17 protein-coding genes are annotated in these 22989 nt (G+C 62.6%); 7 read left to right on the top strand and 10 right to left on the bottom strand.

The window, feature by feature from the left end; translation table 11 throughout:
* Positions 1–120 precede the first annotated feature (120 nt).
* Positions 121–381 (top strand): hypothetical protein, encoded by a 261-nt coding sequence (locus FHX14_RS05245; RefSeq protein ID WP_003589897.1) that lies wholly within the window; start codon positions 121–123, stop codon positions 379–381.
* Between the two features lie 106 nt (positions 382–487).
* Positions 488–640, top strand: a complete 153-nt coding sequence (locus tag FHX14_RS05240; protein ID WP_003589895.1) for a hypothetical protein — start codon at positions 488–490, stop codon at positions 638–640.
* 33 nt (positions 641–673) lie between these two features.
* Here FHX14_RS05240 and FHX14_RS05235 read toward each other — a convergent pair whose 3' ends face one another.
* Positions 674–964: a BON domain-containing protein gene (locus FHX14_RS05235; protein ID WP_003589894.1), complete on the bottom strand. Its 291-nt coding sequence runs from the start codon at positions 962–964 to the stop codon at positions 674–676.
* A 191-nt stretch (positions 965–1155) separates the two neighbouring features.
* Positions 1156–1806, bottom strand: coding sequence for a hypothetical protein (locus tag FHX14_RS05230; protein ID WP_037074017.1), 651 nt, complete (start codon positions 1804–1806; stop codon positions 1156–1158).
* 354 nt (positions 1807–2160) lie between these two features.
* On the opposite strand from FHX14_RS05230, the gene dxr reads away from it, so the two are divergent.
* Positions 2161–3351 (top strand): 1-deoxy-D-xylulose-5-phosphate reductoisomerase, encoded by a 1191-nt coding sequence (gene dxr, locus FHX14_RS05225; RefSeq protein WP_037074016.1) that lies wholly within the window; start codon positions 2161–2163, stop codon positions 3349–3351.
* 3 nt (positions 3352–3354) lie between these two features.
* Here dxr and ugpC read toward each other — a convergent pair whose 3' ends face one another.
* The 7 genes from ugpC to hemA all read right to left on the bottom strand — a co-directional run bounded on the left by ugpC (position 3355) and on the right by hemA (position 12089).
* Positions 3355–4440, bottom strand: coding sequence for a sn-glycerol-3-phosphate ABC transporter ATP-binding protein UgpC (gene ugpC / locus FHX14_RS05220; RefSeq protein ID WP_003589889.1), 1086 nt, complete (start codon positions 4438–4440; stop codon positions 3355–3357).
* 11 nt (positions 4441–4451) lie between these two features.
* Positions 4452–6374, bottom strand: a complete 1923-nt coding sequence (locus tag FHX14_RS05215; RefSeq protein WP_184376495.1) for a glycoside hydrolase family 127 protein — start codon at positions 6372–6374, stop codon at positions 4452–4454.
* A 19-nt stretch (positions 6375–6393) separates the two neighbouring features.
* A complete protein-coding gene (locus FHX14_RS05210) occupies positions 6394–7257 on the bottom strand; it encodes a carbohydrate ABC transporter permease (RefSeq protein WP_003589887.1) in 864 nt (287 codons plus the stop codon).
* On the bottom strand, positions 7254–8171 hold the full coding sequence (locus FHX14_RS05205) for a sugar ABC transporter permease (RefSeq protein WP_003589886.1): 918 nt from the start codon (positions 8169–8171) through the stop codon (positions 7254–7256). The genes FHX14_RS05210 and FHX14_RS05205 overlap by 4 nt, the downstream gene beginning before the upstream one ends.
* Before the next feature lie 75 nt (positions 8172–8246).
* Positions 8247–9485, bottom strand: a complete 1239-nt coding sequence (locus FHX14_RS05200) for a sugar ABC transporter substrate-binding protein (protein ID WP_003589884.1) — start codon at positions 9483–9485, stop codon at positions 8247–8249.
* 62 nt (positions 9486–9547) lie between these two features.
* Entirely contained in the window at positions 9548–10531 is a 984-nt protein-coding gene (locus tag FHX14_RS05195; RefSeq protein WP_003589882.1) for a LacI family DNA-binding transcriptional regulator, read from the bottom strand.
* 343 nt (positions 10532–10874) lie between these two features.
* On the bottom strand, positions 10875–12089 hold the full coding sequence (gene hemA, locus FHX14_RS05190) for a 5-aminolevulinate synthase (protein ID WP_179612115.1): 1215 nt from the start codon (positions 12087–12089) through the stop codon (positions 10875–10877).
* A 325-nt stretch (positions 12090–12414) separates the two neighbouring features.
* Here hemA and FHX14_RS05185 point away from each other — a divergent pair, with 325 nt between their 5' ends.
* From FHX14_RS05185 to FHX14_RS05175, 3 genes are all read left to right on the top strand, one after another.
* Positions 12415–12672: a YMGG-like glycine zipper-containing protein gene (locus FHX14_RS05185; protein ID WP_003582726.1), complete on the top strand. Its 258-nt coding sequence runs from the start codon at positions 12415–12417 to the stop codon at positions 12670–12672.
* A gap of 169 nt (positions 12673–12841) precedes the next feature.
* Positions 12842–14770 (top strand): autotransporter assembly complex family protein, encoded by a 1929-nt coding sequence (locus tag FHX14_RS05180; RefSeq protein WP_172643265.1) that lies wholly within the window; start codon positions 12842–12844, stop codon positions 14768–14770.
* Between the two features lie 54 nt (positions 14771–14824).
* Positions 14825–21247 (top strand): translocation/assembly module TamB domain-containing protein, encoded by a 6423-nt coding sequence (locus tag FHX14_RS05175; protein WP_184376542.1) that lies wholly within the window; start codon positions 14825–14827, stop codon positions 21245–21247.
* Between the two features lie 236 nt (positions 21248–21483).
* On the opposite strand, the gene FHX14_RS05170 is transcribed toward FHX14_RS05175, so the two are convergent.
* A complete protein-coding gene (locus FHX14_RS05170; RefSeq protein WP_003589878.1) occupies positions 21484–21921 on the bottom strand; it encodes an Lrp/AsnC family transcriptional regulator in 438 nt (145 codons plus the stop codon).
* 121 nt (positions 21922–22042) lie between these two features.
* On the opposite strand from FHX14_RS05170, the gene rocF reads away from it, so the two are divergent.
* Complete coding sequence (gene rocF, locus FHX14_RS05165) at positions 22043–22978, top strand: arginase (protein ID WP_003589877.1); 936 nt, start codon at positions 22043–22045, stop codon at positions 22976–22978.
* Positions 22979–22989: the final 11 nt, after the last annotated feature.

Raw genomic sequence — 22989 nt, 5'->3', positions numbered from 1 at the left:
GCGGTAACGATCCGCGGCCGCAAAGGTTTCTCTTCGTCACAATCGGTAACGCTATGTGATTGAACCGACAGCGCTTCCAGCGAGTTGCTCCCCTGACCAACTGAGAAAGAGAGCCTTGTCATGAAACAGATTATCCTTGCCTGCACGCTTGCTGCCGCATCGATCTTTTCCGCAATGCCGTCCCAGGCGGCCAGCGTGACGATCACCACGGGTGATGAGCGCCCATACTACCGTGATTCGGAACGTCCCTATTACCGCCACCACAGCCCCTATTACCGCCACGATATGCGGCGTTACGTTTCCCGCGACTGCTTTACCAAGACGGAAAAAATCCGCCGCCACGGCCATACGGTCATCAAGGAAACCAGGGTCTGCCGATAGGCGATCCACGCACGAAGCCCGGCTGATCCGCCGGGCTTTTCATTTGATCTGTTGATGCGGAACTTCGCTAAATCGGCCGCGTTATTCGGCAAAAGGAGTAAGCGTCATGCGTATCAAGATGACTCTTCTGGCAATCGCCTATGTCGCCGTCAGCGCCGTGCTGCTTGCCATCGCCTATCAGCCGCATGGGCCGGTGTCCCTGCAGAAGACGGATCGCCTGGCCGGTTCGTCCTTCCTCGTCGAGCGCTTCGCCGGTTGACCGGCTGAGCGCTGATTGGGAGATAACGGCGCGTCAGTGCCGCTCATTGAGCGGAGGCCCGCCGAGCAGGATCCGGTTTTGCACCGAATGTACGCCTTCGACAGCCTTGGCAACCGCGGTCGCCCGTTCGATCTCGCCGACGGTGCCGACCGTGCCTGTCAGCACGATCTGATCGTTTTCCATCGTCACTTCGACATCTGATGCATCGATGCCGCCGGCAATCGCCAGCGCGTTGGCGACGGCGGCTTCGACCGATGCGCGATTGGCAATTTCCGCTTCCATCTCGGGCTCCAGCCCATGAAATCTCTGTTCCTTGAACACCATGATCCGTTCCTCCTTAAAGTCTGCTGAGGAAACGCCCCTCGGCCGGTTTTGGTTGCAGGGCCGCTAAAGCGCGTCGCGATCTTTCAGATTCGCTCCTTGCGCTTTAGCTCTTTATTTTCTCGCATGTCGTTGCGCAAAAGCGCTTCGCGCTTTGCCTGGCAAAACCGCGGCACACTTTTGCGCGACGTGCTTTACCAGTTAAGGCGATAGCGCAGATTGACGCTGCCGGCCTCATCTGGCGAAAACGGATTGCTCACCGAGGCATCGAGATTGAGGTTCGGCAGGATCGCCTGGTTGACGGCAACCGAACTCGAAAAATCGCCGCTGGCATTGCTGATGCCGGCGCCTGCCGAAAGCGAGGTTCCGGTCCAAGGATGGATCAGCTTCAGCGCCTGAGACGCCGTCACCGAGGCCTGTTTGATATCGACCGCGTCATATTGCACGCTGATCGACCGGCTCGATTGCATATCGAGCGAATCCGACAGGATCCAGCTGCGTGAGCGGCTGAGCGTCAGCGCGCCGCTGCCGCGAAGCGTATCGACGCTGATCCTTGCGCCCCGCTGCGATTGGCCTGATGGCGTGACGTTTGTCCTGACGATCCTGCCCCAGAGCATTGCCTGTTCGGAATCGGGCAGCGGCGCCCCGCCCTTGGTCGAGGCGAGCGCAATATCGGCGCCGGCGCTGGTTTCCCATTCGGCCGGCAGGCGAAAACCCATCGTCGCCTTGTAAGACCGGTCGGAGAGTTTGGCCGGCGACCAGATCAGCAGATCATCCGCTCTCGCCGCGGGGCCGAGCGAAAGGAGGATGGCGAAGAAGATGCAGGCTGCTTTGACTATCGTCATGAAATCCAACGTTTTCACGGACACGGGGGCCGCAGCGCACATGAATGCGCTTGCAGCGAACGTGATGAGGGATTGCGGCCAAGCCGCCTGTCCCGGTTCATCCTCGATTGTTTGCCGGAAAGCCATCGGCACCTCGGTGCCTGCTTCCGAAGGACGCCGCAGCGCCCCGAATTGCCTCTGCGACCGCGAACGGCGCGACGAATTTCGAATCCGCCAGCGACGTAGCAAGGATCACATCCAGCCGCGGCTCTGTAAACCCCTTGAAGGATGAAATCTGCTGCACCGCACACTTGCCGCCCCCTGCAAAGCCTAGTAGAGCCTGAGCCTACGAGAGAAATTTTCGCGAAATTGCAGATAATGACCGGCAAAACCGCGCCGCGGCGCCTCAGCATCTTCGGCTCGACCGGCTCGATCGGCCAGAACACCCTCAATGTCGTCGATCACCTGGGCGGGCGGGAGAATTTCGAAATTTCCGTGCTGACCGGTAACGGCAATGTCGAACTGCTGGCCCGGCAGGCGAAAACCTTCGGCGCGCGAATGGCGGTGACGGCAAACGACCGGCATTACGAGGCGCTGAAGAGCGCGCTTTCCGGCAGCGGCATCGCGGTCGCATCCGGAAAATCCGGCCTGATGGAAGCGGCCGACCGGCAAGCCGACTGGGTGATGGCGGCAATCGTCGGCACCGCGGGCCTGGCGCCGACGCTGGCAGCAGCAAAGCGCGGCGCCGATATCGCCCTTGCCAATAAGGAATGCCTGGTCTCGGCCGGCGATCTGTTCATCGCAGCGATCCGCAAGGGCGGCGGCAGGCTGCTTCCTGTCGACAGCGAGCACAATGCGATTTTCCAGGTGCTTGAGGAAAACCAGCGCCATGCCATCGAGCGCGTCGTGCTGACGGCCTCGGGCGGGCCCTTCCGCACCGCCTCGCTGAAGGAGATGGCCGGTGTGACGGCGGAAACCGCGCGCGCCCACCCGAACTGGTCGATGGGCCTGAAGATCTCGATCGACAGCGCCTCGATGTTCAACAAGGCGCTTGAAATGATCGAAGCCCGCCATCTGTTCGGCCTGACGCCCGAACAGATCGAGGTCATCATCCATCCGCAATCGATCATCCATTCGATGGTCGGCTATACCGACGGATCGGTGCTGGCCCAGCTCGGCGCCCCCGATATGCGCACCGCCATCGGTTATGCCCTATCCTTTCCGCGCCGGCCGAACCTGCCGATCGAGCGGCTGGATTTTGCCAAGCTCGCCAGGCTCGATTTCGAAGCGCCGGACGAGCTGCGCTTTCCGGCCTTGCGGCTGGCGCGCCTGGCGATGACGCGCGGCGGTGTTCAGGGCGCGGTGCTGAACGGCGCCAAGGAAGTGGCGCTCGAAGCCTTCATCGAGGGGCGGCTGCCCTTCCTCGCCATGGCCGAGATCACCGAAAGGGTCATGGACGATCTGGCCGGCCTGCCGCCGGCTGAAGACATGGACGATGTCTTCGCCGCCGACCGGCAGGCCCGGCAAAGGGCGGCGGATCTGATGAAGCTGGAGATCGCCGGCTGAAGTTTACCGCAGCCGGTTGCCGGCCTCGTCGAACAAGCGGCAATCCGCCGGTTCGAACAGCAGGCCGACCTGCTCGCCCGCCGCGATGCTGATCGGCGAGCGGTGCTCGACGGTCAGCGACTGGCCGTCGGCAAGCTGGCAGTAGAGATACTGCGTTCCGCCGAGATATTCCGAGAAATCGACCGTGGCCGTCAGCTTGCCCGACCGATCGGGCGCCACCTTCAGATGTTCCGGCCGCAGACCGAGTGTCACCGCGCCTCCGGCCGGCCGGCCCGAGTTGTTTAAGCCGGTTTCGATGCGGGAGCCGGCGACCTCCACCAGTCCGCCCTCGCCCCAGCGGGCGTTCAGCAGGTTCATCCGGGGCGAGCCAATGAAACCCGCCACGAAGGTATTGGCGGGATCTTCGTAGATCTGCCTTGGCGTTCCGGCCTGCTCGACGCGGCCGTCGCGCAACACGACGATCTTGTCGGCGAGCGTCATCGCCTCGGTCTGGTCGTGGGTGACATAGATCATCGTGTTGCCGAGTTCGCGGTGAAGGCGGGCTATCTCGATGCGCATCGACACCCTGAGTTCCGCATCGAGATTGGAGAGCGGTTCGTCGAACAGGAAGACATCGGGTTTGCGCACGATCGCCCGGCCGATCGCCACGCGCTGGCGCTGGCCGCCGGAAAGCTGTCCCGGCCGCCGGTCGAGAAGATGGTCGATCTTCAGGATGGCGGAGGCCGCCTTGACGCGTGCCTCGATCTCGGCGGCATGGGTGCGCGCCATCTTCAGCCCGAAGGCCAGATTGTCGCGCACGCTCATATGCGGATAGAGCGCATAGGACTGGAAGACCATGGCGATGCCGCGCTCGGAGGGATCGAGATCGGTGACAACACGTCCTTTGATCTCGACCTCGCCGTCGGTCACGTCCTCGAGGCCGGCGATCATACGAAGCAGCGTCGATTTTCCGCAGCCGGACGGGCCGACGAAGACGACGAATTCGCCCTCTTCGATCGTCAGGTCGATCCCGTGGACCACCTGCAGATTGCCATAGCTTTTGCGCACGTCCTGGAGCACGACGCTCTTGTTAGCCATACCGTTCGTCATCCCCAAACGACCTACTTGTCCGACTGGACCCAGACGAGCATCTCTCCGGGCGCGCGGTTGTCCCAAAGATGATAGGGCACGAAACGCGCGGTGGCGACCTGCCTTTCAGCCGGCGCATTGCGGTAGAGCGGTGTTCCCCAGTTCGACGTCTCCTCACGCTCGACCTTGAGATCGAGGGCGACCGCATCGTTGAGATCCTTCAGCACGACGGTCTCGGCGGCCGGAAGTTCGCGCGGCAGGACGATGGCGTTGAGATCCTCGCCATTGTCGGTCGTCTCGACGCAATAGACCAGCGGCCCGCGCATCAGGGCGACACGGCCGGCATCCTGGCGCACCTTCGGATTGGCATATTGCGGGCGCAGCGAAAGCGGCAGGGAAAGGGCGACACGATCGCCATCGGCCCATTGGCGATCGATCCTGGCATATCCGTCGCGGATATTGGCAGCAAGATCGAGCATTTCCCCATTGACGCTGAGGGTGGCGCCCTCGGCCCAATCGGGAATGCGCAGCGACAGCGCGAATTTGGCCGGCGTCTTGAGCCTGGTGGTAAAGGCGACCGCGCCGTCCCAAGGATAGTTGGTGGTCTGTTCCAGTTCCACGTCGGCGCCGTTGGCAAGCTTCAGCCGGGCGGTGCTTTCGCCATAGAGGTGCACGGCGATCTCATCGTCGGCAACGGCATACATATAGGAGCCGATCGAGGTCACCAGCCGGGCGATGTTGGGCGGGCAGCAGGGGCAATGGTGCCATTTCCAGCGGTGGTGTTTGCCGACACTTTCGAGCGGATTGTCGTAGAAGAAGGTCTTGCCGTCGGTGGAAAGGCCGGGCAGCGCGCCGTTATAAAGCGCCTGTTCCATGATGTCGGCATAACGGCGGTCCGGGCCGCGCCCGAGCATGCGGCTTGCCCAGAACACCAAGCCGACCGAAGCGCAGGTCTCGGCGTAGGCCGTATCATTGGGCAGATCGTAATAATCGGTGAAGCCTTCGTTGGATGCGGCCGGGCCGATGCCGCCGGTGATGTACATCTGCTTGGTTGTGAGGTCGTCCCAGAGCGTTTCCAGTGCCGCCGTCAGGCTGTCGTCCTTATATTCGGTGGCGATATCGGCCATGCCGGAATAGAGATACATGGCGCGCACAGCATGGCCGACGACCTTTTTCTGCTCGCGCACCGGCTGGTGCGCTTGGCCATACTCATAGGTCTTCTGATGGAAGTCGGCAGCGCTCCGGCCGTCGCGAGCGGCTTCCGCCGTGAAGAAGTGCGGCTCGGTGCCGCGCGCGTCGATGAAGAATTTCGACAGTTCGAGATATTTCTTCTCGCCGGTGACGCGGGCAAGCTTGACCAGCGCAAGTTCGACTTCTTCATGGCCGCAATAGCCTGGGAGCTGGCCTTCGCCATGGCCGAACATGGTGATCATGTAATCGGCAAAGCGGCACATGATATCGAGCAGCTTGCGCTTGCCGGTCGCCTGGTAATAGGCGACCGCGGCCTCCATCAGATGGCCGGCGCAATAGAGCTCGTGATGGTCGCGCAGGTTGGTCCAGCGGCGGGCGGGCTCGACGCGCTGGAACCAGGCATTGAGATAACCGTCCTTGTCCTGTAGCCTCTCATACATGTCGATGATTTCGTCGGCGCGCGCCTCCAGCTTCGGGTTCGGCCGGCGATAGAGCGAATAGGCGATGGTCTCGATCGACTTGCCGAGATCGGAATCCCAGAACATCTGCGTCGTCCCGCCCCAGGGCTGAATGGGAATGACGGCGCCGGGGCTCGGCTGGGAGATGTCGATCGCCTTCAGCATGCCGGCCTCGACGCAGCGGTCGAGCAGGGTCTCGGCGGTGGAATTGCAGACGGCGTCCTGCCATTTGCCCCAGAAGCCACTGAGCTCCACATCGGGAACGGCGACGGGACGAAACTGGCGGTCGTTGCTTGATTTGGTCATGGCTCGACTTTCCCTATGGTCATTTCACCGCGCCGGCCATCAGCCCGCGCATGTAGTAGCGTTGCAGGAGCAGGAAGACGATCAGGCAAGGGATCGTCATGACGACGACGCCGGCCTGCACCGCTCCCCAGTTGATGGCGCCGAGCCGTCCGGCGCGAACCGCCGTCATCAGCACCGGCAGGGTGTATTTCTCATTGCTGGAGAGCAGCACCAGGGCGGCGAGAAACTCGTTCCAGGCATTGAGGAAGGCAAAGATCGCCACCGTCGCCACGCCTGGCAGCACCAGCGGCAGCAGAACGCGGGCCAGAAGCCGGAGATCGCGGGCGCCGTCGATGCGGGCCGCCTCCTCGATCTCCTTCGGCACCGCATCGAAGGCGTTGCGCATCATGAAGACCGAGAAGGGCAGCTGCAGTGTCACATAGACGAGGGTCAGCCCGAGCAGCGAATTGTTGAGACCGAGCTTGGCCAGGATGATGAAGAGCGGCGTCAGGATCGACTGGAACGGGATCATCAGCGTGGCGATGATCAGCACGAAGAGCGCATTCTTCATCGGGAAGCGATAGCGCGAGAAGCCGTAGCCGGCGAGCAGGCTGACGGCGACGGTCAGCACCACGGTGGCGACCGAGACGAACAGCGAATTGATCATGTGCCGCCAGATGCCGGCGCCGAACGTATCGAGCAGCGCATAGGCATCGAAGCTGACGCCCGATGTCGGCCATGGCGGCAGCGGCGGCAGGCTGGCTTCGGTCCCCTGGCGGAAGGAGGCGAGCAGCGTGATCGCAAACGGCGCCAGGAAGAAGATCGAGATGGCGATGCCGGTCAGATGATAGGCGGATTTTACGCGGATGGCCTTGCGGGCGCGGCGTTCCCTCGAGGTGCTCATGGGCGCTCCTCCCCGACGCGCAGCAGCCAGAGCTGCACGATGCTGATCGCCACCAGGATGGCGAGAAGCACGATCGACAGTGCCGCGCCGTAACCGAGATTGAAGGACACGAAGGACTGGTTGAAGATGTAATAGACCACCGAGATCATCTTGTTCTGCGGCCCGCCCGAGGTCATGATGTAAAACTGGTCGAAGGCGAGGATCGAGCCGGTGACCGAGACGATCAGCGCCAGCGCGATCGTCTTGCGCATCAGCGGCAGCGTCAGATGCCGGAAACGCTGCCAGCGGCCAGCGCCATCGATGCGGGCCGCCTCCGTCAGTTCGGAGGGAATGGCCTGCAGGCCGGTGAGAAGAATGATCATGGTGAAGCCGGCGATCTTCCAGACCACCATCACCACGATCGTCAGGAAGGCGGTGTCGAAGGTCGCGAGCAGATTGGGGCTCTTTTCCAAAAGACCGAGCGCTTTCAGGGCCGGGCCGATGAAGCCGCTATCGACATTGGCAAGCCAGACCCAGAGCAGCGAGGCGGTGGCAAGCCCGACGACGACGGGCAGGAAGATGATGGTGCGATAGGCGCTGACGAACTGCCGTTCCTTCTCGACGAAGATGGCGAGCGGAAAGGCGACGGCGAAGATGGCGATGGTGACGATCACGGTATAATAGGCGGTGAAATTCAGCGCCGTCACGAAGCGGGTGTCGTTGACCATGCGATAATAATTGTTGAGGCCGATCCAGCGCGACGCCCCCATCAGCGGCCAGTTGTGCAGGCTCATCCATCCGGTGAACAGAACCGGCATGATGAAGAAGACGATGACCAGCGCCATGGCCGGCGCGATATAGGCAAGGCCGCGCCAGTTCGATTGGCGCCGTCGCCTGCGCCGAGGCAATAGAATCTCTGAACCGGAACCGGTCATCGAAACGCTCCGCATCTGTCGGTTGGGATTGGCCGGGAAGCTGCCACCGCTCCCCGGCCGCGGCCGGGGGGAGAGTTACTGGCCGCTATCGATGATCGATTGCATTTCCGACTGGGCGCTCGAAAACGCGCCGTCGACATCGTCGCCGAAGATCGCGGCGTTGGTGAAGCTTGCCCACGGCCCGTTGGCGCTGTTGATCAGGTCGTTGAACTGCAGCGTATAGGGCGTCTTGGCGACACTGATTGCCTTGAGGCCGACCTGCATGCGCGGATCGAGACCTTCGAGCACCTTGTCGGCAATATCGCCACGTGTCGGCAGGCTGCCGTATTTCGCCATGATCTTCTGGCCATCTTCCGAATAGACATATTCGAGGAAGCCCTTCACCGCGTCGATCTTCTTCGTGCCCTTTGTGATGACGAAATTATCGCCGCCGGCAAAGGACGAAGGCTTGCCGTCGACGCCGGGGATGAGCGTCACGCCGAAATTGATGTCGGGATGCTCGGTCACCAGCGTGCCGATGGCAAAGGCGCCGAGGCTCTGCTGGCCGATCTTGCCATTGGTGAAGGTCAGGAAGTTGGCGCCGGTGTCGCTGGCCGCCCCCGCCGGCACCAGGTCCTTCTTGACCATGTTGCGGTAGATATCGACAGCCTTGCGCATCTGAGGCGTATCGAGCGTCGCTTTCTTGCTGTCGGCCGACAGGATATCGGCGCCTGCACCCCAGGTGAGCGGCGTGAAGGTGAAGATCATGCAGCCGCCGCAGCCGCCGCCGGAGAAATAAAAGCCATAGGTGTCGTCACCCAGGGCCCGGATCTTCTCGGCATTGGCGGTGATTTCGTCCCAGTTGGCGGGCGCCTTGTCCGGGTCGAGGCCGGCCTTCTTGTAGAGATCCTTGTTCCAGGCAAAGACCGATGTCTCCACCGAGAGCGGCAGGCCGTAGATCTTGTCCTGATAGGTGCCGAGGCGGACATGCGAGGGCGACAGCGAGTTGAAATAGGGCAGCGATTTCGCCCAGTCCGTCAGATCCTCGAGCTGGCCGGCCGCGGCAAAGGCGGGATTATAGATCAGGTCCATCGACAGGGCATCAGGCGCCTGTCCGCCGGCGATTGCCGTCGCATATTTCTGCACCAGCTCGGAGAACGGCACTTCGGTCATCACGACCTTGTTCTCATGGCCGGAATTATAGGCTTCGACGACCTTCTTGAAGGCGTCACCGATGCCCGAACGAACCCACATTTCGACATTTTCAGCCGCCGACGCAGCCGAAAACAGGCATAAGGTAGCGATGCTGGTCGCCGCCAATAGACGCTTGATCATGACACTCCTCCCGATATGGCGCATCTCCCTGCGCCTTTGCTCATTCCCTGGATCTCAGTCCCTTAGTCTCTTTCCGTGGGGGCTTTGCCCCCGCATGACTGCCGGACGATCAGCCGGCACGGCAATTTCCTCACTCCCGGCTCGACAGGCCGTCCTTCCGCGAGCGCCAACACCGTCAATCCGGCCTGCCGCCCGAGCTCCTTCAACTCCATATCCACCGTCGTCAGCGGCGGCCGCGTCTGGGCGGCGACAATCTCCCAATTGTCGAAGCCGATCACCGAGACATCCTGCGGCACCTTGACGCCGCGCTCGCGCAAGGCATCGGCGGCACCGCGGGCGATCTGGTCATTGCCGCAGAACAGCGCATCGGGCTTTTCCCCCGGCCTCTTCCAAAGCGTCTCGACCGCCTCATGGCCCCAGCTTTCCGACCAGACGCCGTAGAGCACCGGCTCGCGGTGGCCTGCCACCTCGTGATAGGCGCCGGCGCGTTCCCGCACCGAGAAGAAATCCTCCGGCCCTGTGATATGGGCGATCCGCCGCCGTCCGATCTTGGCGAGCCATTCCACCGCCAGCCTCGCACCCTGCTCGTCGTCCGAACGGAAGGTAACGCTGTTCTGCGTCCCCTCGGTGAAGGCGTAGACGACAGGCACATGCAAATTCGACAGATCGACGGGCAGGCGCCTGTCCAGCCGCTTTCCCGTGGCGATGATGCCGTCGACCTGCTTGTCCAGCATCGCATCGACATGGATCTGGGCGAGCGCCGGATCGTCTTCGATGGCGCACAGGAAAACCGAAACCCCATGATCGACCAGCGCGTCCGAAATACCCGCCATCACAGGCAGCGTGAAACGGCCGTAGGTGTCGTTGGTCAAGAGCCCGATGGTGAAGCTGCGCTTGCTGAGAAGACCTCTTGCCAGCGCATTCGGCCGATAACCGATTTCGCCGGCAATCCGCTTCACCCGCTCGCGGGTTTCCGCGCCCATCCGGCCGGTGTCGTTAAGCGCCTTCGACGCGGTCGAGATGCTGACCGCGGCAGCCGCCGCCACCTCATGGATGGTGATCCTGCCTCTTTTTCCTCCCGATATGTTCAGACCGTCCTCCTTCTGAAGTGGCTTGAGAAAAGCTTTTACCAACCGTTATGTCAAGTGAGAAAAGGTTTTCTCATTTTGTGCATGCGTAGTCGGCGGAGGGGCGGTCGGCGGCAAGGCGCAAACGCAGAGAAGAACCGACGCGCATCGGCGGACCGGTTGCGGCGCATCATCGGCATCGAGCCGGCGCCGAACGGATGATCTGGGTCAGGATAGGGATGGTTGGCCGGCCGCAGAGGCGCATGGCCGATCAGCGTCAGGACCTCCGATGGAGGTCCTGAACGGCGCGGTCATCGAAAAATCAGGCGACGTGTCTTGCCAGCGCGCAGCGCGACCAGAGCGAATGCAGCGCCTCGACCAGATGGGCGATATCGGCATCGGAATGCAGCGGCGTCGGCGTGATGCGCAGGCGCTCGGTCTTCTTCGGCACGGTGGGATAGTTGATCGGCTGGACATAGACGCCGCAATTGTCGAGCAGCAGGTCGGAAATCCACTTGCACTTGGCGGCATCACCGACCAGCACCGGCACGATATGGCTCGGATTGGGCACATGCGGAATGCCGCTCTGGTCGAGCAGCATTCGGAGCTTGCGCACCCGGTCCTGATGGCGGGCGCGCTCGAACTGGCTGACCTTCAGGTGCTGGATCGAGGCGACCGCACCGGCGGCAAGCGCCGGCGGCAGCGCTGTGGTGAAGATGAAGCCGGAGGCAAAGGAACGGATGAAATCGCAAAGCGCTGAAGACGCGGCAATATAGCCGCCCATCACCCCGAAGGCCTTGCCAAGCGTGCCCTCGATGACGGTCAGCCGGTCCATCAGCCCCTCGCGCTCGGCAATGCCGCCGCCGCGCGGGCCGTACATGCCAACCGCATGCACTTCATCGAGATAGGTCATCGCGCCGTATTTGTCGGCGAGGTCGCAGATTTCCTTGATCGGGGCGATATCGCCGTCCATCGAATAGACGCTTTCGAAAGCGATCAGCTTCGGCGCCTTCGGATCGGCGGCCTTAAGCTTGGCTTCGAGATCGGCAACGTCATTGTGCTTCCAGATCACCTTGTCGCACTTGGCATGACGGATGCCCTCGATCATCGAGGCATGGTTCAGCGCGTCGGAGAAGATGATCAGGCCGGGGATCTTGGCGCCAAGCGTGCCGAGCGCTGCCCAGTTGGACACATAGCCCGAGGTGAAGATCAGGGCTGATTCCTTGGCGTGCAGATCGGCAAGCTCACGCTCGAGCATGACGTGATAGTGGTTGGTGCCAGAAATATTCCGGGTGCCTCCCGCACCCGCGCCACAGTGGTCGATGGCGTTTTTCATCGCCTCGATCACCTTCGGGTTCTGGCCCATGCCGAGATAGTCGTTGGAGCACCAGACCGTGACTTCCTTTTCGCCATCGGCGGTATGGCGCGTCGCGCGCGGAAAATTGCCGCGGTGACGCTCGAGATCGGCAAAAACGCGATAACGGCCCTCGGCATGAAGCCCGTCCAACTCGTTTTTGAAAAACGCTTCGAAATCCATCATCTGCTCCAGTATCGCGCGGCCGTTCTTGCCGACCGGACGTCCGCGCGTCAATGCTTACCCTTTGCTTTAACATCAACTGCGGCAAAAGGCCCAGTTTTTTGAATGATTCCAGATAAAAAATCTGCGAGTTGTGATCAATGAAATTGATGCCGCGGAACGCCGCCTGGTTTGCGATCTCTGCATAGGACGACGATAGCCACATCGCAAAAAAATCGGCGTAACAGTGGACAACCCTTTCTTCCGACATAGTTTTCGCTCTAGTCTGACGAAAAATAAAAAGGGACGGCCTCTGCCCGCTGGGCAACAACCTCGGAGAGAATAGATGAAAAAAGCTGTCATACTCGCATTGATCGGCCTGTCGATCGCAAGCTGCACGCCGACTCAACAGGGCGCCGGCATCGGCGCTGCATCAGGTGCGGTCATCGGCGGCGCAGTCACCGGCAACGTCCGTGGCGCAGCCGTCGGCGCCGCGATCGGCGGTGTGTCCGGCGCCCTTATCGGCAGCGTCGCCGAACAGCCCGGCCAGTGCTACTATCGCGACCGCTACGGCCGCCGCTATATCGATACCTGCCCGCGCTGATACCGCTGGCAAACCGGTAAACACAGGAAATCCCGGACACACCTCCGGGATTTTTTGTGCTAAATTAGTGCGCCGGCAATTTAAAATGGTACACCCCGCGCGATTTTGCCGCTAAGCTGTTCACGGCTGGGCAACGAAGCTTCATTGAAGACCTAACCAAAAGCAGCGTATGCGGATTAGAGGGACAGGCCCGAAAACAGGTACTGCGTATCGGCGAACAGGCACCATGATGGTGGTCGCAGCAGCAGCTGCGTTCTCACCGGTCCTGATCGGCGACGCTTACGCCTTCAAGCTTTTCGGCATCACCATTTTCGGCAAGGACGAGGACGAAGCGCAGCAGGTGCCGGATCCGGTACGCTATAACGTCGATCTCAAAGCCGACACCGCCGATCCCGACCTGAAAGAAGCGCTGCAAAACAGCTCCCGCCTCCTCAGCGACCAGAAGCTGCCGGTTTCCGGCGACCTCGGCGTCGTCGTCAAGGCGCGCGACGACCGCGAGCGGCTGATCGCAGCTCTTTATGAAAAGGCCCGTTACGGCGGCGTGGTGACGATCACCATCGACGGCAAGAATATCGACGACCTGCCGCCCAATCCGACATTCGACCGGTCAGGGCCGGTCCCGGTCACCGTCGATATAAAGCCGGGCCCGATCTTCAAGGTCAGGGAAGTGCAGTTCGGCGGCGATGCCGCAAACCACAATCCCGCCGATTACGACCTGGCCCCGGGCGCCCAGGCCGGCTCGCTTGCCATCATCAAGGCCGGCGACAAGATCGTCGAGCAGCTGAAGAGCGAAGGCCGGCCCTTCGCCAAGCTGACCGAACGCAAGGTCGTCGCCGACCACAGGAGCGACACGGTCGATATCGTCCTTGCGGCCGAAGGCGGCCCGGTCGCCCCGATCGGCGATGTCGGCGTCACCGGCGAAAAAACCGTCAAGCCAGGGTTCATCCAGCGTTATTCCCGGCTCGACAAGGGCGAAGCCTATTCCCCGGAAGCGCTGAAAAAAGCCGGCGAGCGGCTTCGCGCCCTTGGCGTCTTCTCAAGCGTCACCATCCACGAAGGCGATGCGCTGGCGCCGGATGGCACGCTGCCGATGACGATCGAGGTTTCTGAAGGCAAACAGCGTTATTTCGGCGTCGGCGCCCAATATTCCACCACCGACGGCTTCGGCGTCCAGGGCTATTGGGGCCATCGCAACCTGTTCGGCGAAGCCGAAACGCTACGGATCGAGGGATCGGTGTCGCGGCTCGGTGAAACCACCGATGTCGGCAGCCTCGACTATTCCGCCGGCATCCTTTTCACCAAGCCCGGCGCTTTCTTCCCCGCCGCCACGCTGAAGGCCGGCATCGTCGCCAAGACCGAGAATCCGGATGCCTATAATGCGACGCTCGTCACCGCCTCGCTCGGCCTCTCCTACGAGCTGACCGACCGGGACACCGTCTCGGCAAGCGGCGAGGTCAGCTGGGAGCGCGATGACGACGCCTTCGGCACCAACGACTACCTGACCTTCACCCTGCCGCTTCAATATGACCGCGACGCCCGCGACGACAAGTTCAACCCGACGGAAGGCTATCGCGCAACATTTTCGGCCAAGCCCGGTTACGAGATCTTCAATGCCACGCCCTATGCGGCATTCCAGGGCTCGATCTCCGGCTATCTGCCCTTCGGCGCCGAGGATGGCATGGTGCTGGCCGGCAAGGTCGCCGCCGGCGTCCTGATCGGCGGCGGCGGCATCGAGAATATTCCGGCCACGCAGCGCTTCTTTGCCGGCGGCGGCGGCTCCGTGCGCGGATACAGCTTTCAGGAAATCTCGCCCTATAACGATAATGGCGATCCGACAGGCGGCCGCTCCTATGTCACCGGTTCGCTGGAAGCCCGCATCAAGATCACCGACACGATCGGCATTGTGCCCTTCATCGATGTCGGCACCGTATCGGACAGCACCTTTCCGGGTTTTTCCGATATTCGCGCCGGCGCCGGCGCCGGAATACGATATGCCACACCTTTCGGCCCGCTGCGGCTTGATTTTGCCATGCCGCTGAACAAGTACGAAGGTGGCACAGATTATGGAATCTACGCCGGCATTGGCCAATCCTTCTAGAAGGGCCGATATCGATTTGTGAACCATCGTGAAAACGGGGTAGTGTCCGCGCCGATGCAAATGCTGGCAAAAATCGTCAACTGGTTCCTGCGGCTCACCGCTTATGGCGTGGGCGCCATCTTGATTCTTGCCGTCCTGGCACTGGCGATCTTCGGCTTCACCGCCTTTGGCGCCCGCATCGTCACCGAAAAGATCGCCTCGACACTGTCCAACCGCGATATGACGATTACCGTGCGTGAACCGCAAGGTCTTTTGACCGGCGGGCTTCGCGCCGCCGAGATCACCGTTTCCGACACCAGGGGCGTCTTTGCGGAAATTCACGGCATCGCCATCGACTGGAACCCGCTGGCGCTGCTGACCGGAACCTTCCATGCCAAACGCTTCGAGATCGAAGCGATCGACGTGCTGCGCAAGCCGGTGCGCACCCTGCCCTCGCGGCCCGCGGCGGAAAATGCCGGCGGTTTCAGCCTTCCGATCAAGGTCGATATCGACAGCGTCGCGCTGCCCGACATCAAACTGGCCGAACCCTTTGCCGGGCGCGCCTTCGCGCTCGCCGCCGAAGGCAGCCTGTCGGCAAACCGCGATGGCGGCGAGGCAATCGTCAATGTCCGCCGTCACGCCGTCCCGGATGCACGGCTGGTCGCCGATATCGCCTATGCGCCGGCGGAAAACCGGCTGCGGCTGAAAGCGCAGCTTGCCGAACCGAAGGGTGGGCTGCTGGCAGGCTTTCTCGGCCTGCCCGACAATCCCGCCGTCAACATCGACCTCGACGGCCAGGGACCGATATCCGACTGGAGGGGCAAAGTGCAGGCCGCTCTCGACGGCCAGCAGCGCGCCGCGATCGAGGCCCGGCATCAGATCAGCGCGGACGGCCTGCATCACCTCGACCTCAAGGGCGGCGGTGACCTGAGCTCGCTGCTTCCATCGGCATTCCGGCCGCTTTTTTCAGGCCAGACCAATATCGATCTGGCCACAACCTTCGACGACCACGGCAAGATCGATATCCAGACCGGCAATATCGCCACCGGCAGCGTCGTCATCGCCGCCTCGGGCACGCTCGATCCGGCCGGCAACAACAGCCTGAACGCCAACCTGCTCGGCACATCGGGGCCTGTCGATTTCCGCTGGCCGCTCGCCGAAGGCGAAGCGCGCTTCCTGATTTCAGGCCTCAACCTGGCCCTGACGGGCGATGCCCAGGCGGCCCGACTGAATGTCAGCGGCTCGCTCGATACCGCAACCCTACCGCAAGCCGTTATCGGCAATGTCAAACTGACGGCAAAGAGCGACGCCTTCAATCTCGCCGCCCGATCCGGCAGCGTCCAGCTGCGTCTCGTTGCCGGCGACATGACCTTTGCGGAGCCGAACCTCAATCGCGCCGTCCAGGGCCCGGTGACGATCGCCTCTCCCCTGCAGATAACGCCCGGCAGCATCGGCTTTAACGGCACCACCCTCGAAAGCGCCAATATCAACGGCGGCCTGAACGGCTCCTACCGGCTGGCAGACCAGGCGCTGACCGGCAACGTCAAGCTCAGCGTCGCGCCGGCCGCGCTGCCGGTTGCGGTCTCGGGCAGGTTCGACGGACCGATCACACTCGAAAGCCAGCTGACCGGCACCATCCCGTCGAAATTCGCGCTGTCCAACCTCGTCCTGACCTCCGGCACGCTTGAGGCCGCCGGCAATGTCGCGCTCGACGGCTCGAAGGTGAATGCCGATCTTTCCGGCCGGCTGCCCGACATCGGCAAACTCATGACCGGCGCCAGCGGCGGGGCCGGGTATGCGTTGAGAGTGGGCGGCGAGCTGCCAGCCATCTCGGTGACGGCCAATCTCAAGTCCCCCAGCCTTAAAATGGCTGAGCGGACGCTCGGCAACCTCAATATCGACCTGTCGGGTCTTGCCGATCCCAAGGCGCCGCAGGGCAAGATCGCTGCAACCGGCACGATCGACGGCCAGCCGATCGCCATCAACGGCGACATCAGCTCCGCGGACGGCCGGATGCGTATTCCGGCGCTGACCGCCGATATCGGCGGCAACCGGCTGACCGGTAATCTGGAATTCTCGCCCGCCCTGGAGCCGACAGGCGCGCTGACCTTCGACTTCCCCAATATCAGCCTGCTCGCGGCACTCGGCGGGCAGAAGGCCGAAGGCGATCTCAAGGGATCGCTTGGCGTCGCCAGCGACAATGGCAAGATCGCGCTCAAGCTGCGTGCATCAGGCGCATCGATCCGTCGTGATACGCTTGCGATCGTCAAGCCGGATATCGATGTCACGGTCAGCGATCTCAGCGCCCTTGCGGCAAACGGCACGATCAAGGCCGAGGAACTGAATGCCGGGGCAAACAAGATCGCCGGCCTTTCGCTCGGTTTCACCAGGCAGCAGAACCAGACCGATTTCGATCTTAATGCCGCCTATGACGGCAACCCGGTGCTGGCCGCCGGCAATATCGAGATGGCGGATGGGGCGATCGACCTTAACCTTGACCGCTTTTCGGCAAGCCCCCGCAATATCCCGATCGAACTTGCGGCACCGACGCAGGTCGCAATTGTCGGCGGCACCGCCAGCCTGACCGGGCTGACGCTGAAAACAGGCACCGGCTCGGTGAGCGTCACCGGTTCGGCCGGCGAGACGCTGAAGCTTGATGCCGACATTCGCGACCTGCCGGCGGCTCTCGCCAACGGTTTCGTGCCGAACCTTTCGGCCGGGGGTACGATCTCCGGAAAGATTGCCGTGACCGGAACGCCGGCCGCACCCGTCGCCGACTTCAAGCTCGACTGGAAGGATGCGACGACCGGCCAGACCAAGGGAGCCGGGTTGGCGCCGCTCGGCATCACCGCCGGCGGCAAATTCGCCGACAACAAGCTTGATTTCGACACGACGATTGGCGGCGGTGACGGCCTGTCCCTCAGGGCCGCCGGCAATGTCGCACTCGCCGACCCGAAGGCGCCGGCGCTTGATATCGACGCCGACATTCTCAACCTGCCGGCCCGCATCGCCAATGGTTTCGTTCCCGATCTCGCTGCAGCAGGCGTGATCACCGGGAAGATCTCGGCGACCGGACCGCTGTCCGCGCCGACCGCCAATTTCGATCTCGATTGGAAAGATGCCGCGACGAGCCATACCAAGCGCGCCGGCCTTGGCGACCTCGCGGTGAAGGCATCCGGTAAATTCGCCGACAGCAAGCTCGATTTCGACACGGCGATAGCAGGCGCCGACAGCCTCTCGCTGAAGGCAACCGGCAATGTCGCCGTCACCGGCACGACGATCGGCAACGTCAAGGTTGATGCAACGCTCAAAAATATCCCGGCCGGCATCGCAAACAGCTTCGTCGCCGATCTTGCCGCCAAAGGCGCGATCTCCGGAACGGTTTCGGCGGCAGGCTCGCTTGCCGCTCCGACCGCCAATTTCGACCTTGATTGGAGGGATGCTGCGACCAGCCACACGAAGCGTGCAGGCCTTGCAGACCTCGCGGTGAAGGCATCCGGTAAATTCGCCGACAACAAGCTTGATTTCGACACGGCGATAGCGGGCGCCGACAGCGTCTCGCTGAAGGCAAACGGCAATGTCGCCATAACCGGCACGACGATCGACAACGTCAAACTCGATGCAACGCTTAAAAATATCCCGGCCGGCATCGCAAACAGCTTCGTCGCCGACCTCGCCGCCGAAGGCGCGATCTCCGGAACGGTTTCGGCCGCAGGCTCGCTTGCCGCCCCGACCGCCAATTTCGACCTTGATTGGAAAGATGCCGCGACCAGCCACACCAAGCGTGCCGGCTTTGCCGCTCTCGGCCTGACCGCATCGGGAAAATTCGCCGACAACAAGCTTGATTTCAACGCCGCGGCCAGCGGCGGCGAAGGCCTCTCGCTGAAGAGCACCGGCAATATCGCCCTCGCCGGCACGACGATCGAAAACATCAAGGTCGACGCCGAGATCGCCAAAATTCCGGCCAGTCTCGCAAATGCCTTCGTTCCAGACCTGGCGGCCGGCGGCACGATATCAGGCACCCTGTCCGCCGCCGGGACCCCTGCCGCACCGAATGCCGACTTCAAGCTCGCCTGGACCGATGCCGCGACCAGCCACACCAGAAGCGCTCATCTTTCGGGACTGGCGCTTGCCGCTTCAGGCCATTTCGCCGACAACCGGCTCGATTTCGATGCCGATCTCGGCGGCAAGGACGGCCTCTCGCTGAAAGCCAAGGGCAATGTCGCAACGGCAGGCACCTCGGTTCGCAACCTTGACGTCAAGGCCGATCTTGCCAATCTGCCGGCAGCCCTTGCCAACGGCTTCGTCCCCGGTCTGGCCGCCGAGGGCACGGTGTCTGGAACGGCATCCGCCTCCGGCGCCCTGCCCAAACCCGCCGTCGATTTCAAGCTCGACTGGAAGAACGCCGCAACCGCTCAGACCAAGAGCAGCGGCCTTTCCGGCCTGAGTGCGGCGGCATCGGGAAAATACGCCAATGACAGAGTCGACTTCGATGCCAACCTTGCCGGCAAGGACGGGGTGCTGGCCAAGGCCACCGGCGGCGTTACCATCGCCGGAACGGCCATCCGCGATCTTTCGATCAATGCCGATATTCCGGCACTTCCAGCCAATATCGCCAATGCCTTCGTTCCCGGCCTCGGTGCCGAAGGCACAGTTTCGGCCAACGCCGTCACGTCGGGAACGCCTGAAAAACCGATCGTCGATTTCAAGCTGAACTGGAAGGATGCCGCAACCAGCCACACCAAGGCTGCCGGCCTCGCCCGCCTGGCACTGGCGGCGACGGGAAAATACGCCGGTGACCGGCTCGATTTCGATGCCGATCTCAGCGGCAGCGGCGGCATTGCGCTGAAAGCCGCCGGCAATCTTTCGCTCGCCGGCACCTCGATCCGCGCGGTCGATGCCACCGTGAATGCCGCCAATGTTCCGGCTGCGATCGCCAACGGCTTTGTTCCGGGCCTTGGAGCCGAAGGCGCGGTCTCGGCAACAGCAAAGGCCACCGGCGCGCTATCGGCGCCCTTAGTCGATTTCAAGGTCGACTGGAAGAACGCCGCAACCAGCCAGACAAAAGGCGCCGGCCTTTCGCCGTTCACCATCGGCGCATCAGGCAAACTTGCCGGCAACAGGCTGACGGTCGACACCAGCCTTGCCGGTGACGCCGGCATGTCGCTGAAGGGCGGCGGCAGCGTCGTGATCACAGGCAATCGCGCCCTCGACATGCACTTCAACGGCAATCTTCCTTTCGCCGTGCTCGGCGCGCCGCTCGCGCAGCAGGGCCTCGTCGCCGACGGCGTCGCCACCCTCAACCTGCAGGTTGGCGGAACGGCCGCGGCACCCCTCATCAACGGCACCGTCTCGACCAATGGCGCCAAGCTTGTCGACGTCCGGCGCAATCTCGCCATCAACAATCTCGCGGCGACGGTGACCTTCAACGGCAGCCAGGCGGTGATATCGCGCCTCAGCGGCAACCTCGGCGGCGGCGGCACGATTTCGGCAAGCGGCACCATAGGCATCCAGCCGGCCGGCGGCTTTCCCGCCGATATTTCGATCAAACTCGACAAAGCAGTCTATGTCGATGGAACGCTTGTCGTCTCCACCGTCAACGGCACACTCGGTCTGCGCGGGCCGATCATGAATTCGACGCTGAGCGGCAAGCTTCGGCTGGACAAGACCTCGATCACCGTCCCTGAAAAATTGCCGACCTCGCTCAGGGAAATCGACATCCGCCACAAGAATGCGCCGCGGGCAGTGCTTGCGCAGCTGCGCGACGATGGCGAACGGAAACCCACCGAGAAATCCTCGACGATCACTCTCGATCTCGAAATCGACGCGCCTTCGCATATCTTCGCACGCGGCCGCGGCATCGATGCCGAGCTCGGCGGCAAGGTGACGATCCGCGGAACGGCGGCAGCGCCGATTGTAACCGGCGGATTCACCATGCGCCGCGGCCGGCTGACCATTCTCAACCGCCGTCTGGATTTCACCGACAAGAGCAGGATCACCTTTGCCGGCGACCTGACGCCAGCCCTTGATATGGAAGCGACCTCGGCCTCCGGCTCGACGACGCTGACCGTCGACGTCGCAGGCCTCGCCACCGACCCGGCAATCACCTTTTCCTCCTCGCCGCAGCTGCCGCAGGACGAGGTGCTGGCGCAGCTGATCTTCGGCCAGTCGATGTCAAAACTCTCGCCGGTGCAGATCGCCCAGCTTGCCGATGCCGTCAGCCAGCTGGCCGGCAACCGCTCGACCTCGCTATTCGAAGGCCTGCGCAATCAGCTCGGTGTCGACGATCTCGATATCAGCACCGATTCCAAGGGCCAGACGAGCGTCAGCGTCGGCCGTTATCTCAACGACCGCACCTATTTCGAATTGCAACAGGGCGGCGCAGCCGGCGCCAAGGCAATCATCAACCTCGACGTCGGCCGCGGCGTCAAGTTGCGCGGTGCTGCCGGCGGCAACGGCGCCGGCGAAGCCGGTGTCGTCTACGAACGGGAATATTGAGCCGGCTTAATTCACAAGCACACGGCGGATGGCTGTCCGATTCGGACCGACGGCTGCCCCTCACCCTGACGCTCTCCCCGTAAAACGGGGCGAGGGGACGTGCCCCACGATACCTCTGCGGGGGACGGAGAGGTCGCGGCTATTCCCCTTCGCCCCGCACGCGGGGAGAGGTGCCGGCAGGCGGATGAGGGGCAGGCTCGCCGATTTCACCGGCCAGGGTGTCGCGTGAAAATACGCTAAAAACCCGTCTTGCTCGTCTTCAGCAGAATATTGCTCTCGGTCGAGTTGATGCCGTTGATCAGCCGGATACGGCGCAGCGTCTCGTCGAAAGAGGCAAGGTCTCGATCCTCGAGCTCGGCGACGAAATCCCATTTGCCGTTGGTGCTGTGAAGGGCGCGAACCTGCGGCAGGCCGCGCAGCTGGTCGGCCACCCTGTCGGCGAGTTTGCCGAGCACCTCGATCATGACGATGGCGCGCACGCCGGCGGACCGCGTCTCGTGACCGGTGCGGATGGTGAAGCCGACGATGGTGCCGCAGGCGACCAGCCGGTCGATTCGGGCGGCAACCGTTGCCCGCGAGGCGCCCGTCATCGCCGCAAGCGAGGAGACGGAAATCCGGGCATTGTGGCGAAGTGCACTCAGAAGCTCGGTATCGAGATCGTCCACGCTGATCACTTTGTCAAAATAGGTTTATCAATTTGCGCAATCATAATCCATTTCTGACACTTTTCCATCTTTTTGCCGTCAGCCCTTTATCCCACTATCAGCCAAACCGGCCTCACCACGGAGCCCTCGAATGAATGCCCAATCGCAATCTGTCACCCTTATCGGCGCGCCGCTGGAAGAAGGCTCCGGCCGCAGGGGTGCCGCCATGGGCCCGGCGGCCCTGCGCATCGCCGGCGTCGATCAGACGTTGATCGAGCTCGGCCACGACGTCGCCGATCTCGGCGATCTCAGGATCGTACCGGCGATGGACCTGCCGAATCATCCGAAGGCCCATAATCTGAGAACCGTCGGCGCCTTCACCCGGGCGCTCGAAAGCAGCGTCCATGACGTCGCCGCCTCGGGCCGTTTTCCGCTCATTCTCGGCGGCGACCACAGCCTTTCCATGGGCAGTGTGTCCGGCATGGCGCGTTACGCCGCAGGCAAAGGCCGCCCGCTTTTCGTGCTCTGGCTCGATGCCCATGCCGATTTCAACTCTCCGGCCACTTCGCCTTCCGGCAATATTCACGGCATGCCCGTCGCATTCTTCTGCGGCGAGGCGGAGTTCGCCGAGATCCTGCCGAGCGATCGTCCCTTCGTCGACCCGAAGAATGTCTTCCAGGTCGGCATCCGTTCGGTCGATGCGCGTGAGCGCGAGGAAATCCACGAACACGGCGTCAACGTCTTCGATATGCGCGCGATCGACGAGCAGGGCATCGGCGCCATCATGCGTGAGATCCTCGATGTTGTCGCCAAGGCGAACGGCCTGCTGCATGTCAGCCTCGACCTCGATTTCCTCGATCCCGAAATTGCCCCCGGCGTCGGCACGACGGTGCCTGGCGGCGCGACCTTCCGCGAGGCGCATCTGGTGATGGAAATGCTGTCCGACAGCGGCCTCGTCTCGTCGCTCGATCTCGTCGAACTCAATCCGTTTCTCGACGATCGCGGCAAGAGCGCCCGCGTCCTGGTGGAACTGACGGCAAGCCTCTTCGGCCGCCGTATCTTCGATCGCCCAACCCGTGCCGCATAGTAGGCCCGCCC

The organism is Rhizobium sp. BK619 (assembly GCF_014195245.1).
GTDB classification, from domain to species: Bacteria; Pseudomonadota; Alphaproteobacteria; order Rhizobiales; family Rhizobiaceae; genus Rhizobium; species Rhizobium acidisoli.
The sequence above is the reverse complement of the archived record's forward strand: the minus strand, read 5'-3'. Positions and strand labels throughout refer to the sequence as shown.

Bases quoted from the DNA above. Each gene is read 5' to 3' on its own strand.
- FHX14_RS05180 (WP_172643265.1), top strand. From the start codon at position 12,842: ATGCGGATTAGAGGGACAGGCCCGAAAACAGGTACTGCGTATCGGCGA.
- hemA (WP_179612115.1), bottom strand. From the start codon at position 12,089: ATGGATTTCGAAGCGTTTTTCAAAAACGAGTTGGACGGGCTTCATGCC.
- ugpC (WP_003589889.1), bottom strand. From the start codon at position 4,440: ATGACGAACGGTATGGCTAACAAGAGCGTCGTGCTCCAGGACGTGCGC.
- FHX14_RS05230 (WP_037074017.1), bottom strand. From the start codon at position 1,806: ATGACGATAGTCAAAGCAGCCTGCATCTTCTTCGCCATCCTCCTTTCG.
- rocF (WP_003589877.1), top strand. From the start codon at position 22,043: ATGAATGCCCAATCGCAATCTGTCACCCTTATCGGCGCGCCGCTGGAA.
- FHX14_RS05245 (WP_003589897.1), top strand. From the start codon at position 121: ATGAAACAGATTATCCTTGCCTGCACGCTTGCTGCCGCATCGATCTTT.
- FHX14_RS05200 (WP_003589884.1), bottom strand. From the start codon at position 9,485: ATGATCAAGCGTCTATTGGCGGCGACCAGCATCGCTACCTTATGCCTG.
- FHX14_RS05240 (WP_003589895.1), top strand. From the start codon at position 488: ATGCGTATCAAGATGACTCTTCTGGCAATCGCCTATGTCGCCGTCAGC.
- FHX14_RS05210 (WP_003589887.1), bottom strand. From the start codon at position 7,257: ATGAGCACCTCGAGGGAACGCCGCGCCCGCAAGGCCATCCGCGTAAAA.
- FHX14_RS05175 (WP_184376542.1), top strand. From the start codon at position 14,825: ATGCAAATGCTGGCAAAAATCGTCAACTGGTTCCTGCGGCTCACCGCT.
- FHX14_RS05205 (WP_003589886.1), bottom strand. From the start codon at position 8,171: ATGACCGGTTCCGGTTCAGAGATTCTATTGCCTCGGCGCAGGCGACGG.
- FHX14_RS05185 (WP_003582726.1), top strand. From the start codon at position 12,415: ATGAAAAAAGCTGTCATACTCGCATTGATCGGCCTGTCGATCGCAAGC.
- FHX14_RS05235 (WP_003589894.1), bottom strand. From the start codon at position 964: ATGGTGTTCAAGGAACAGAGATTTCATGGGCTGGAGCCCGAGATGGAA.
- FHX14_RS05215 (WP_184376495.1), bottom strand. From the start codon at position 6,374: ATGACCAAATCAAGCAACGACCGCCAGTTTCGTCCCGTCGCCGTTCCC.